Here is an 11,757-nt window from a genome sequence, read left to right as displayed (position 1 = left end):
GGCGCACTCCCTGGTAGTGGGTCGGGCTCGACCCGATCCTCTGGGGAGCTCTTCGACTCTAGCAAGAAGGTCCGCGCCCTGGCCATTGGCCAGCGTGCCGCGCACTTCACCTGACCGGAGTGCTCCAGTACACTGCGCGCCGCTCCGCGTACGGGCCCCAGGCTCGGCCGGAACCGTCGAAGCCCGATCCATGCATCGGGCTTTTTGTTTGAGCGCGACACGCAACTGTCACGATGCGACAACCGGCCGCAACCGCCCTGCACGTGGCCGGAACCCTGCTTGGCGCTGCCGCTGGCGCTATGCTAGGTTCAGCCGCACGCTAGGAAGGCGGTCAGCAGCCGGAGCGCATCCGCATAACAAGAGGACCCCCCATGGCCGAGGCAACGCCCGCGCTGGAAATCCGCAACCTGCACAAACGCTACGGCGAGCTCGAAGTGCTCAAGGGCATCTCGCTGACGGCACGCGACGGCGACGTGATCTCCATCCTCGGCTCCTCTGGCTCCGGCAAGTCGACCTTCCTGCGCTGCATCAACCTGCTGGAGAACCCGCACCAGGGCCAGATTCTGGTGGCCGGCGAGGAACTCAAGCTGAAGGCGGCGAAGAACGGTGACCTGGTCGCCGCCGACAACAAGCAGATCAATCGCCTGCGCAGCGAGATCGGCTTCGTCTTCCAGAACTTCAATCTGTGGCCGCACATGACCATCCTCGACAACATCATCGAGGCGCCTCGTCGTGTGCTGGGCCAGAGTCGCGCGGAAGCCACCGAGGTGGCCGAGGCGCTGCTGGCCAAGGTCGGCATCGCCGACAAGCGCCACGCTTACCCGAATCAGCTTTCCGGCGGCCAGCAGCAGCGCGCCGCGATCGCTCGTACCCTGGCCATGCAGCCCAAGGTGATCCTGTTCGACGAGCCAACTTCGGCCCTCGACCCGGAAATGGTACAGGAAGTGCTTAACGTGATCCGCGCGCTGGCCGACGAAGGTCGCACCATGCTGCTGGTCACCCACGAGATGAACTTCGCTCGCCAGGTGTCCAGTGAAGTGGTCTTCCTCCACCAGGGTCTGGTAGAGGAACAGGGATCGCCCGAGCAGGTGTTCAACAACCCGCAGTCGGCTCGCTGTAAACAATTCATGTCCAGCAATCACTAGGAGCAACACGCATGCAGAACTATAAGAAGATCCTGCTGGCCGCCGTCGCCACTCTGGCTTTCGGTACCCAGGCCATGGCCGCTGACAAACTGAAGATCGGCACCGAAGGCGCCTACCCTCCCTTCAACCTGATCGACGCCAGCGGCAAGGTCGGCGGCTTCGACGTGGAGATCGCCCAGGCCCTGTGCGCCAAGATGGGCGCCGAGTGCGAAGTGGTCACCTCCGACTGGGACGGCATCATCCCGGCCCTGAACGCCAAGAAGTTCGACTTCCTGGCCGCCTCCATGTCGATCACCGAAGAGCGCAAGCAGGCCGTTGATTTCACCGACGCCTACTACACCAACAAGCTGCAGTTCATCGCGCCGAAGAGCTCCGACTTCAAGGCCGACAAAGCCAGCCTGAAAGGCAAGGTCATCGGTGCCCAGCGCGCCACCATCGCCGGCACCTGGCTGGAAGACAACCTGGCCGACACCGTCGAGATCAAGCTGTACGATACCCAGGAAAACGCCTACCTCGACCTGTCCTCGGGCCGCCTCGACGGCGTGCTGGCTGACAAGTTCGTCAACTGGGAATGGCTGAAGAGCGATGCCGGCAAGGACTTCGAGTTCAAGGGTGAGCCGGTGTTCGACAACGACAAGATCGCCATCGCCGTGCGCAAGAACGACCCGCTGCGCGAGAAGCTGAACACCGCGCTGAAGGCCATCGTCGAAGACGGCACCTACAAGCAGATCAACGACAAGTACTTCCCGTTCAGCATCTACTGATGCGTCCGACCGCCGCCGCCTCCGGGCGGCGGCCGTCATTCTGCAGTAGCCTCCCATGATCCTCGACCTGCACGGCTTCGGCCCCGCCCTCGCCGCCGGCACGCTGGTGACCATCCAGCTGGCCCTGTCCGCCCTGGCCCTCGGCCTGGTGCTCGGGCTGCTCGGCGCGCTGGCCAAGACTTCCCCGTACAAGCCCCTGCAATGGCTTGGCGGAACCTACTCGACCATCGTTCGCGGCATACCCGAACTGCTCTGGGTGCTGCTGATCTATTTCGGCACCGTCCAGGGCCTCGCCGCCCTCGGTGAATTCCTCGGCGTCGGCAGCCTGGAGCTGAACCCCTTCGCCGCCGGCACCATCGCCCTCGGCCTGTGTTTCGGCGCTTACGCCACCGAGGTGTTCCGTGGCGCCATCCTGGCAATCCCCAAGGGCCATCGTGAAGCCGGTATGGCCCTCGGTATGTCCAAGGCCCGCATTCTCTGGAAGCTGATCCTGCCGCAGATGTGGCGTATCGCCCTGCCCGGCCTGGGCAACCTGTTCATGATCCTGATGAAAGACACCGCGCTGGTCTCGGTGATCGGCCTGGAAGAGATCATGCGCCGCTCGCAGATCGCCGTAACCGCGAGCAAAGAGGCCTTCACCTTCTATATGGTCGCCGCCTTCATCTACCTGGGCCTGACCGTCATCGCCATGATCGGCATGTACTTCCTCGAGAAGCGCGCCAGCCGCGGCTTCGTCCGGAGCACCTGATGAACTGGGAAGTAATCTACAAGTACCTGCCCAGGCTCCTCGAAGGCGCCTGGCTGACCGTCGAGCTGGTCGCCATCGCCGTGCTGGCCGGCCTGATCCTCGCCCTGCCCATGGGTATCGCCCGCGCCTCCAAGCACTGGTACGTGCGCGCCCTGCCCTACGGCTACATCTTCTTCTTCCGCGGCACGCCGCTGCTGGTGCAGCTGTTCCTGGTCTACTACGGCCTGGCCCAGTTCGATGCGGTGCGCCAGGGCCCGCTGTGGCCCTACCTGCGTGATCCGTACTGGTGCACGGTGATCACCATGACCATGCACACCGCGGCCTATATCGCCGAGATCCTGCGTGGTGCTATCCAGGCCGTGCCGCCCGGTGAAGTCGAGGCCGCCCGTGCGCTGGGCATGTCACGCGCCCAGTCGATGCTCTACATCATCCTGCCGCGCGCCGCGCGCATCGGCCTGCCGGCCTACAGCAACGAAGTGATCCTGATGCTCAAGGCCAGCGCCCTGGCCAGCACCGTGACCCTGCTGGAACTGACCGGCATGTCGCGCACGATCATCGCCCGCACCTACCTGCCGGTGGAGATCTTCTTCGCCGCCGGGGTGTTCTACCTGGTCATCGCCTACGTGATGGTGCGCGCCTTCAAGCTGCTGGAACGCAAGCTGCGCGTCGACGCCTGCCAGGGCCGCTGAGGCTGCCCAATCCCTCTCCCGCAACGGGAGAGGGATAGAATGCGCCACACCAACATCACCTCAGCGCCCACATGATCCTCACCGGCCCCGCCCTGCGTGAACGCTTTCAGGCCCTGGACGACTTCCTCGTTGCCCACCAGCACCTGTGGCGGCCGAAGCCCTTCGTCCACCTTGTGCAACCCTGGGCGGCCGAGCATCCCGAACTGGCAGCCTGGCTGAGCGCGCGCAGCCTGGAACAGGCCGAAGCCGAGCACAATCACCCCGAGCTGCTGCCGGCCCCCGCCCCCTTCCCCGAACTGGCGCAGCAAGCCACTGCGCTCACAGCGCTGGGCGAGCACCCCGAGCGACCACTGGGCGCCCTGCCACAGCGCCTGAATGTCGATGTGCCGGGACGCAAGTGGCAGCAGATCGAAGCCTTCGCCGGGCGCCTGCAGTTCCGGCAACAGCCCACTCACTGGCTGGACTGGTGCTCCGGCAAGGGTCACCTGGGCCGCCTGCTGGCTCAGGGCGGCCAGCAGCTGACCTGCCTGGAATACGATCCACAACTGGTCGAGACCGGGCAGCAGCTCAGCGACCGCCTGCACCTGCCGGCCACTCACCTGCTGCAGGACGTGCTGGCCGCCGACGCAGGACTGCAGCTACACGCCGAACACAGCCCGGTTGCGCTACACGCCTGCGGCGACCTGCACGTGCGCCTGCTGCAGCTGGCCAGCGCGGCCGGTTGCACGCAGCTGGCGGTAGCGCCCTGCTGCTACAACCGCATCACCGCCGAGCACTACCAGGCGCTGTCGACACCGGCCCAGGCATCAGGCCTGCAACTGTCCCACGACGACCTGCGCCTGCCCCTGGCCGAGACCGTCACCGCAGGCCAGCGCCAGCGCCGTCAGCGCAATCAGTCCATGGCCAGGCGCCTAGCTTTCGACCTGCTACAACGCCAGCAACGCTGCGTGGACGACTATCTGCCGACCCCCTCGCTGCCGGTCAGCTGGCTGGACAAGGATTTCGCCACCTATTGCCGCGACTTGGCCGGGCTCAAAGGCGTGGAGCTACACGACGCGATCGATTGGCCAAGCCTCGAGGCCGCCGGCTGGCAACGCCTGGCCCAGGTACGCAACCTGGAGCTGCTGCGCAGCCTGTTCCGCCGTCCGCTAGAGCTATGGCTGCTGCTTGATCGCGCGCTGTTCCTCGAAGAACAGGGCTACCGGGTGCGCCTGGGCACCTTCTGCCCCTACCAACTGACCCCGCGCAACCTCCTGCTGCTGGCCGAGCGGGGCTGATCGCTCATCCACAGAAGCTGTGGATAACTCTGTGCGCAGTTTCTGCAGAACTCGCTGCAAAGCCTGCCGCAGCTGAGTCAGAGCCGGATGCCTATTTTTCGAACAAAGATAAAAAATCCATAAAAAACATATCGTTATGCGAAACGCGGGCACAACGCACAAAATCCGTGCAGCACGCCAGAAGCCCAGCTCTTATTTGTGCATAAACATATCGCTGCTGATATCTGGGCCTGTCTGCAGCACACCTTGCGCGCCCCAAAGAGCTTCCCAGCCATGCCCCAGAGAGACAGATTGATCTGCTCGGTTTACAGGGTCGAAGCAATGGCTATAATGGCGGCCCCTTCGCCGGTATAGCTCAGCTGGTAGAGCAACTGACTTGTAATCAGTAGGTCCCGGGTTCGATTCCTGGTGCCGGCACCATGACACATAAAGGCCCGCAGCTATGCGGGCCTTTTTCGTTTCTGCGACCGAGGCGCTGGCATACTAAGGCGACTCCCGGAACGCAGACACAGCATGAGCGCAGTCCCCACTCCCCACCGCCCCCGCTGGCGCAGCCTGGCTCTGCTGGCGTTGCTACTCGCCCCGTTGCTGTGGCCGCTGCAGTTCTTTGCCGAGCGTTACTACCGGGGCGAGTTGGTCGAGCAGAATCGCCAGACTCTTGATCTCTACACCGCCAACCTGCTCGGCAACCTGCGCCGCTTCGAGGTGCTGCCGAGCATCCTCGCCGACCTGCCACCCCTGCGCACCCTGCTCGCATCGCCAACCGACGCGGCCCGCCAGGAACAGGCCAACCATCTGCTCGCCCGAGTGCGCGAGGAAACCGGCGCCGACGTGATCTACCTGATGAGCCCGCAGGGCATGACCCTGACCTCGTCGAACTGGGACCAGGCCGACAGCTTCGTTGGCCGCGACTTCTCCTATCGCCCCTACTTCCGCGAGGCGCTGGGCGGCAAGCAGGGCCGTTTCTTCGGCCTTGGTACCACTTCGCGCAAGCGCGGCTACTTCTTCTCCAGCCCGGTACGCGACGGCGAACGGGTGATCGGCATCCTGGTGGTCAAGGTCGACCTGGATGGTTCCGAGGCCCTATGGGGCAATACGCCGGAGCAGCTGCTGGTCACCGACAGCAATGGCGTGGTGATCGTCTCCTCGCGCAGTGACTGGCGTTTCCGCGCCACCCGCGAACTGGACAAGGCCGAGCGCGCCGCCATCGTCGCCAACCAGCCATACCCGACCCCGTCGCCGTCGCCCCTGCGCCTGGACGATGGCGTCTGGCTGATCCAGAGCCGTGAGTTGCAGGAAACCGGGCTGACCGCGAGCATCCTAGCCCCACGGCAACTGGTCGACCGCCAGGTGCGCACCACGCTGGCCGTCGGCGGCGCGGCGCTGCTGGCTCTGCTGCTGTTGCTCGGCCTGATGCTGCAACGGCGGCGCCACTATATAGAGCGCATCGCCCTGGACGCGCAGGCGCGGCACGAACTGGAAGTCCGCGTGCAAGAGCGTACCCGCGACCTGGAGACACTCAACAACCGCCTCAAGGACGAAGTACTGGAGCGCGAGCAGGCCCAGCAGAAGCTGCTGCGCACCCAGGACGAGCTGGTCCAGGCCGGCAAGCTGAGCGCCTTGGGCACCATGAGCGCCAGCATCAGCCATGAACTCAACCAGCCGCTGGCGGCCATCCGCAGCTACGCCGACAACGCCGGCGTACTGCTCGATCACCAGCGCACCGACGATGCGCGCGGCAACCTGAAGCAGATCAGCGAGCTGACCGGGCGCATGGCCTCGATCATCGCTCACTTGCGCGCTTTCGCCCGGCGCGACCGCCATGCACCGGAGAGCGTCGCCCTGCAGCCGGCCCTGGAAGATGCCCTGGCCCTGCTGGCCAAGCGCCGGCGGGCGCTGGACGTCGAGCTGATCCGCGACCTGCCGGACGCCACTCTGTGGGTGCAGGCCGGCGAGACGCGTCTGCGCCAGGTGCTCGGCAACCTGCTGGCCAACGCCCTCGACGCCTTGGCCGAGAAGGCGCCGCCGCGGCGCATCTGGCTGAGTACCGAAGTAACCGAACAGGGCGTCAACCTGTTGCTACGTGACAATGGCCCGGGCTTCTCCGAGCAGGCCCTGGCCCATGCGCGCGAGCCCTTCTTCACCACCAAGACCAGCACGCAGGGCCTCGGCCTCGGCCTGGCCATCTGCGAGACGCTGATGCGCGCCCTGGGCGGCGAGCTGCTGCTGGCCAATCATCCCGATGGCGGCGCGCTGATTACCCTGCAGCTGCGCAGCGCCGCACCCGGCGCCACCCTGCAACAGCCCGAGGAGTTTTCATGAGCGCCATAGACGCCCGCACCCAGGTCCTGCTGATCGACGACGACGCGCACCTGCGCCAGGCCCTGGCGCAGACCCTCGACCTGGCGGGCCTGCGGGTCGAAACGCTGGCCGATGCCCGCGGTGTGGCCGAACGAATCGAGCCGGACTGGCCCGGCGTGGTGGTCAGCGACATTCGCATGCCCGGTATCGATGGCCTGCAGTTGCTCGAACAGCTGCACCAGCAGGATGCCGAGCTGCCGGTGCTGCTGATTACCGGGCATGGCGACGTGCCGCTGGCCGTGCAGGCCATGCGCGCCGGCGCCTATGACTTCCTGGAAAAACCCTTCGCCAGCGAGGCCCTGCTCGATGGCGTGCGCCGCGCCCTGGAACTGCGTCGCCTGGTTCTGGACAACCGCGGCCTGCGCCTGGCCCTGGCCGACCGCAGCGAACTCGGCGCACGCCTGATCGGCCAGTCCGCGCCCATGCTGCGCCTGCGCGAGCAGGTCGGCGCCCTGGCCGCGATCAACACCGATGTATTGATCCTCGGCGAAACCGGCGCCGGCAAGGAAGTGGTAGCTCGCGCGTTGCACGATCTGTCCTCGCGCAAGAAGGGGCCCTTCGTCGCGATCAACGCCGGTGCGCTGGCCGAGTCGGTGGTGGAGAGCGAGCTGTTCGGCCACGAGGCCGGCGCCTTCACCGGGGCGCAGAAGCGCCGCATCGGCAAGTTCGAGTTCGCCAACGGCGGCACCCTGTTCCTCGACGAGATCGAAAGCATGAGCCCGGATGTGCAGGTCAAGCTGCTGCGCCTGTTGCAGGAGCGCGCGGTCGAGCGCCTCGGCGGCAATCAGCTGATTCCCCTGGATATCCGCGTGATCGCCGCGACCAAGGAAGACCTGCGCATCGCCGCCGACCAGGGCCGTTTCCGCGCCGACCTGTATTACCGCCTGAACGTCGCCCCGCTGAGCATTCCGCCGCTGCGCGAGCGCGGCGCGGACATCCTCGTGCTGTTCCAGCACCACGCCGAGGCTGCGGCCCAGCGCCATGGTTTGCCGAACCGCGAGCTGCAACAGGGCCAACGAACCCAGCTGCTCAGCCACGCCTGGCCGGGCAACGTGCGCGAATTGCAGAACGCCGCCGAACGCTTTGCCATGGGCCTGGGCCTGGGCCTCGATATACCCGGCGCGGTGCCGGTGGCGGGTGCTGGAGGGCAGAACCTCGGCGAGCGAGTCGAGGCCTTCGAGAAGGCGCTGATCACGGCGGAGATGGCCAAGGAGCACGGCTCCCTGCGCAGCCTGGCCGAGGCGCTCGGCCTGCCGCGCAAGACCCTGCACGACAAGCTGCGCAAACACGGCCTGGACTGGGGTGGCGACGAGCAGGACTGAGCCCCGAGCTAGTCGCGTACACCTCGATCCAGCAGGAAGCGCGGCAGATCGACGGCGTCGCCCGGCTCGCTGTGCAGCTGCCGGCGCAGATCGCTGAATAGAGGCTCCAGCTCTTCGCGCAAGGCGAACAGCGCCGGCTCGCTGGCCTCCACGCCCTGCCGGCGCAGGCTGCGTCTGGCGCTCTGCAAAACGTTGTAGGCAACGTCATCGCGCAGCCTGAAATCGTCCGCCACCGGGCGCCCGCCCACCTCGCCTGACAGGCGAAAGTCCACATGACAGCCGGACTCGTCCCGGCACACCTGATAGTCGAAGCACAGGTGGATGCCAACCCCTACCTGCAGGGGCTCTCGATGCACTTCGAGATGGCCTTGGCTGAACATTTTTTACCTCCTCAACTCCCCCGCCAAATAATTAGACCAATTGGAAATATCAAATCCAGTAGTTATCCGAAATTAACGCTAGCAATTAGCCATTACGAATAACCGTCTTACTTCTGCAACTTGCAAGCGATAAAACCTGTACTAGATTTCCTTTCACGCCTCGCTTGCAGCATGGCCCACAAGCCGCTCTATCTCGGCGTTATCCGCGACCCCACGGGGCCCACCCCGACTCTGCCAGCAATACAGGGACAGTAGTATCGAGCAATGGATAGCAAGCTATTGATCGACGTCAATATCCTCGCCCCCAATAGCGCGCCCAATTTGCTCATAACTTCTCTCCGCCATTTGGAGGTGTTTGATGTCTGATTCGGCAAACAAACTAAAACTGGGCGCGCTGATCGCACTGGTAATCGGGTCGATGGTCGGCGGCGGGATATTTTCCCTGCCACAGAACATCGCCAATAGCGCCGGCGCCGGCGCCACACTGATCGGCTGGCTGATCACCGGCGTGGGCATGCTGACCCTGGCCTTCGTGTTCCAGACCCTGGCCAACCGCAAGCCTGAACTCGACGGCGGCGTGTACGCCTTCGCCAAGGCTGGCTTCGGCGACTACATGGGCTTCTCTTCGGCCTGGGGTTACTGGATCAGTGCCTGGATCGGCAACGTCAGCTACATGGTGCTGCTGTTCTCCACCCTCGGCTATTTCTTCCCGGTGTTCGGCGAAGGCAACACGCTACCCGCCATCATCTGCGCCTCGATCCTGCTCTGGCTGCTGCACTTCCTGGTCCTGCGCGGCATCAAGGAAGCGGCCTTCATCAACACCATCACTACCATCGCCAAGATGGTGCCGCTGGCGCTGTTCATCGTGATCGCCGCCATCGCCTTCAAGCTCGATGTGTTCACCACCGACTTCTGGGGTGCCGGCAACGACAAGCTGGGCAGCGTGATGGATCAGGTGCGCAACATGATGCTGGTCACCGTCTGGGTGTTCATCGGCATCGAGGGCGCCAGCATCTTCTCCGCCCGCGCCGAGAAACGTAGCGACGTCGGCAAGGCCACCGTGATCGGCTTCATCGCCGTGCTCCTGCTGCTGGTGCTGGTCAACGTACTGAGCCAGGGCATCATGGCCCAGGCCGAACTGGCCGGGCTGAAGAACCCGTCGATGGCCGGCGTGCTTGAGCAGGTGGTCGGCCCGTGGGGCGCCCAACTGATCTCCATCGGCCTGCTGGTGTCGCTGGCCGGGGCCCTGCTGTCCTGGACCCTGCTCTGCGCCGAGATCATCTTCTCCTCGGCCAAAGACCACACCATGCCGGAGTTCCTGCGCAAGGAGAACGCCAACCAGGTGCCGGCCAATGCGCTGTGGCTGACCAACGGGCTGATCCAGCTGTTCCTGATCATCACCCTGTTCAACAGCTCCACCTACCTGAGCCTGCTGTACCTGGCCACCTCGATGATCCTGGTGCCGTACTTCTGGTCCAGCGCCTACGCCCTGCTGCTGGCCTGGCGCGGCGAGACCTACGAGAACGCGCCCGGCGAGCGCAACAAGGACATGTTCATCGCCCTGGTCTCCACCCTCTATGCGGTGTGGCTGGTGTACGCCGCCGGCGTGCAGTACCTGCTGCTCTCCGCCCTGCTCTACGCACCTGGCGTGATCCTGTTCGCCAAGGCCAAGCGCGAGCTCAACCAACCCGTGTTCACCAACGTCGAGAAGATCATCTTCATCGTCGTTCTGATCGGTGCCGCCATCGCCGCCTACGGCCTGTATGACGGCTTCCTGAGTCTGTAAGAGAAGGAGTTCGATATGTCCAATAAACCTCTAGGCGTCCATTCCGAGGCCGGCAAACTGCACAAAGTCATGGTGTGCTCGCCGGGCCTCGCCCACCTGCGCCTCACCCCCAACAACTGCGACGAGCTGCTGTTCGACGACGTGATCTGGGTCTCCCAGGCCAAGCGCGACCACTTCGACTTCATGACCAAGATGCGCGAACGCGGCATCGAGGTCGTCGAGATGCACAACCTCCTCGAAGAGACCGTCCGCAGCCCCGAGGCCCTGAAGTGGATCCTCGACCGCAAGCTCACCCCCAACAGCGTTGGCCTTGGTTTGCAGAACGAAGTGCGCTCCTTCATCGAAGGCCTGGAGCCACGCCGCATCGCCGAGTACCTGATCGGTGGCGTGTCCGGCGCCGACCTGGCCAAGCACAAGGATTCCGAGGTGGCGAAGATGTTCAACGCCTACCTGGGTGAGTCCAGCTTCATCTTCCCGCCACTACCCAACACCCAGTTCACTCGCGACACCACCTGCTGGATCTACGGTGGTGTCACCCTCAACCCCATGTACTGGCCGGCGCGCCGCCAGGAAACCCTGCTGGCCAGCGCCATCTACAAATACCACCAGGACTTCGTCAACGCCGACTTCCAGATCTGGTACGGCGACCCGGATGTCGACCACGGCGCAGCCACCCTGGAAGGTGGCGACGTGATGCCGATCGGTAACGGTACCGTGCTGATCGGTATGGGCGAGCGCACTTCGCACCAGGCCATCGGCCAGGTTGCCCAGGCCCTGTTCAAGGCCGGCGCTGCCGAGCGCGTAGTGGTTGCCGGTCTCGGCAAGTCGCGCGCGGCCATGCACCTGGACACCGTGTTCAGCTTCTGCGACCGCGATCTGGTCACCGTCTTCCCGGAAGTCGCCTACCAGATCGTGCCGTTCGTGATTCGCCCGGACGAGAGCAAGCCGGGCGGCATCGATGTGCGTCGCGAGAACAAATCCTTCCTCGACGTGGTCGCCGAGTCGCTCAATCTGAAGAAACTGCGCGTGGTGGAAACCGGCGGCGACAGCTTCGAGGCCGAGCGCGAACAGTGGGACGACGGCAACAACGTGGTCTGCCTGGAGCCAGGCGTGGTGGTCGGCTATGACCGCAACACCTACACCAACACCCTGCTGCGCAAGGCCGGCGTCGAGGTCATCACCATCAGCGCCAGCGAGCTGGGCCGCGGCCGCGGCGGCGGCCACTGCATGACCTGCCCGATCATCCGCGACCCGATCGACTACTGATAAAGCCACCCCGGCGGCC

At 64.8% G+C, this 11,757-nt stretch carries 10 protein-coding genes and 1 tRNA gene; 10 read left to right on the top strand and 1 reads right to left on the bottom strand.

All coding sequences use genetic code 11. The features are described 5' to 3' along the window. Positions 1-371 precede the first annotated feature (371 nt). From IP89_RS04835 to IP89_RS04800, 8 genes are all read left to right on the top strand, one after another. Positions 372-1,145, top strand: a complete 774-nt coding sequence (locus IP89_RS04835; protein ID WP_043308053.1) for an ABC transporter ATP-binding protein — start codon at positions 372-374, stop codon at positions 1,143-1,145. 11 nt (positions 1,146-1,156) lie between these two features. Beyond that, the gene (locus tag IP89_RS04830) at positions 1,157-1,909 is read left to right on the top strand and encodes an ABC transporter substrate-binding protein (RefSeq protein WP_043308052.1); all 753 of its coding nucleotides are present in this window, start codon (positions 1,157-1,159) and stop codon (positions 1,907-1,909) included. 55 nt (positions 1,910-1,964) lie between these two features. Then, positions 1,965-2,657, top strand: coding sequence for an ABC transporter permease (locus IP89_RS04825; protein WP_043308051.1), 693 nt, complete (start codon positions 1,965-1,967; stop codon positions 2,655-2,657). After that, positions 2,657-3,346, top strand: coding sequence for an ABC transporter permease (locus tag IP89_RS04820; RefSeq protein ID WP_043308050.1), 690 nt, complete (start codon positions 2,657-2,659; stop codon positions 3,344-3,346). Before IP89_RS04825 ends, IP89_RS04820 begins: the two co-directional genes overlap by 1 nt. 71 nt (positions 3,347-3,417) lie before the next feature. Continuing rightward, positions 3,418-4,623, top strand: coding sequence for a methyltransferase (locus IP89_RS04815; protein WP_043308049.1), 1,206 nt, complete (start codon positions 3,418-3,420; stop codon positions 4,621-4,623). Positions 4,624-4,967: 344 nt separating this feature from the next. Next, positions 4,968-5,043, top strand: a tRNA-Thr gene (locus IP89_RS04810). Between the two features lie 93 nt (positions 5,044-5,136). Then, positions 5,137-6,945 carry an ATP-binding protein gene (locus IP89_RS04805; RefSeq protein WP_043308048.1) on the top strand — a complete coding sequence of 603 codons (1,809 nt, stop codon included), beginning with the start codon at positions 5,137-5,139 and terminating at the stop codon, positions 6,943-6,945. After that, positions 6,942-8,306: a sigma-54 dependent transcriptional regulator gene (locus IP89_RS04800; protein ID WP_043308047.1), complete on the top strand. Its 1,365-nt coding sequence runs from the start codon at positions 6,942-6,944 to the stop codon at positions 8,304-8,306. Before IP89_RS04805 ends, IP89_RS04800 begins: the two co-directional genes overlap by 4 nt. An 8-nt stretch (positions 8,307-8,314) precedes the next feature. Here the strand turns inward: IP89_RS04800 and IP89_RS04795 are convergent, their stop codons facing one another. Then, positions 8,315-8,686 carry a DUF5064 family protein gene (locus tag IP89_RS04795; RefSeq protein WP_043308046.1) on the bottom strand — a complete coding sequence of 124 codons (372 nt, stop codon included), beginning with the start codon at positions 8,684-8,686 and terminating at the stop codon, positions 8,315-8,317. A gap of 358 nt (positions 8,687-9,044) precedes the next feature. Between IP89_RS04795 and arcD the strand changes: the two genes are divergently transcribed. Both arcD and arcA read left to right on the top strand, forming a co-directional pair. Further along, on the top strand, positions 9,045-10,472 hold the full coding sequence (gene arcD / locus IP89_RS04790) for an arginine-ornithine antiporter (protein WP_043308045.1): 1,428 nt from the start codon (positions 9,045-9,047) through the stop codon (positions 10,470-10,472). 15 nt (positions 10,473-10,487) lie between these two features. Continuing rightward, entirely contained in the window at positions 10,488-11,738 is a 1,251-nt protein-coding gene (gene arcA, locus IP89_RS04785) for an arginine deiminase (protein WP_043308044.1), read from the top strand. Positions 11,739-11,757 lie beyond the last annotated feature (19 nt).

The sequence above is a fragment of the Pseudomonas sp. ML96 genome, assembly GCF_000761545.1.
GTDB lineage: Bacteria > Pseudomonadota > Gammaproteobacteria > Pseudomonadales > Pseudomonadaceae > Aquipseudomonas.
The sequence above is the reverse complement of the archived record's forward strand: the minus strand, read 5'-3'. Positions and strand labels throughout refer to the sequence as shown.

What these genes read in the sequence shown, in the direction of transcription:
- IP89_RS04795 (WP_043308046.1), bottom strand. Translation starts at nt 8,686, where the DNA reads ATGTTCAGCCAAGGCCATCTCGAAGTGCATCGAGAGCCCCTGCAGGTA.
- IP89_RS04815 (WP_043308049.1), top strand. Translation starts at nt 3,418, where the DNA reads ATGATCCTCACCGGCCCCGCCCTGCGTGAACGCTTTCAGGCCCTGGAC.
- IP89_RS04820 (WP_043308050.1), top strand. Translation starts at nt 2,657, where the DNA reads ATGAACTGGGAAGTAATCTACAAGTACCTGCCCAGGCTCCTCGAAGGC.
- arcD (WP_043308045.1), top strand. Translation starts at nt 9,045, where the DNA reads ATGTCTGATTCGGCAAACAAACTAAAACTGGGCGCGCTGATCGCACTG.
- arcA (WP_043308044.1), top strand. Translation starts at nt 10,488, where the DNA reads ATGTCCAATAAACCTCTAGGCGTCCATTCCGAGGCCGGCAAACTGCAC.
- IP89_RS04830 (WP_043308052.1), top strand. Translation starts at nt 1,157, where the DNA reads ATGCAGAACTATAAGAAGATCCTGCTGGCCGCCGTCGCCACTCTGGCT.
- IP89_RS04800 (WP_043308047.1), top strand. Translation starts at nt 6,942, where the DNA reads ATGAGCGCCATAGACGCCCGCACCCAGGTCCTGCTGATCGACGACGAC.
- IP89_RS04805 (WP_043308048.1), top strand. Translation starts at nt 5,137, where the DNA reads ATGAGCGCAGTCCCCACTCCCCACCGCCCCCGCTGGCGCAGCCTGGCT.
- IP89_RS04835 (WP_043308053.1), top strand. Translation starts at nt 372, where the DNA reads ATGGCCGAGGCAACGCCCGCGCTGGAAATCCGCAACCTGCACAAACGC.
- IP89_RS04825 (WP_043308051.1), top strand. Translation starts at nt 1,965, where the DNA reads ATGATCCTCGACCTGCACGGCTTCGGCCCCGCCCTCGCCGCCGGCACG.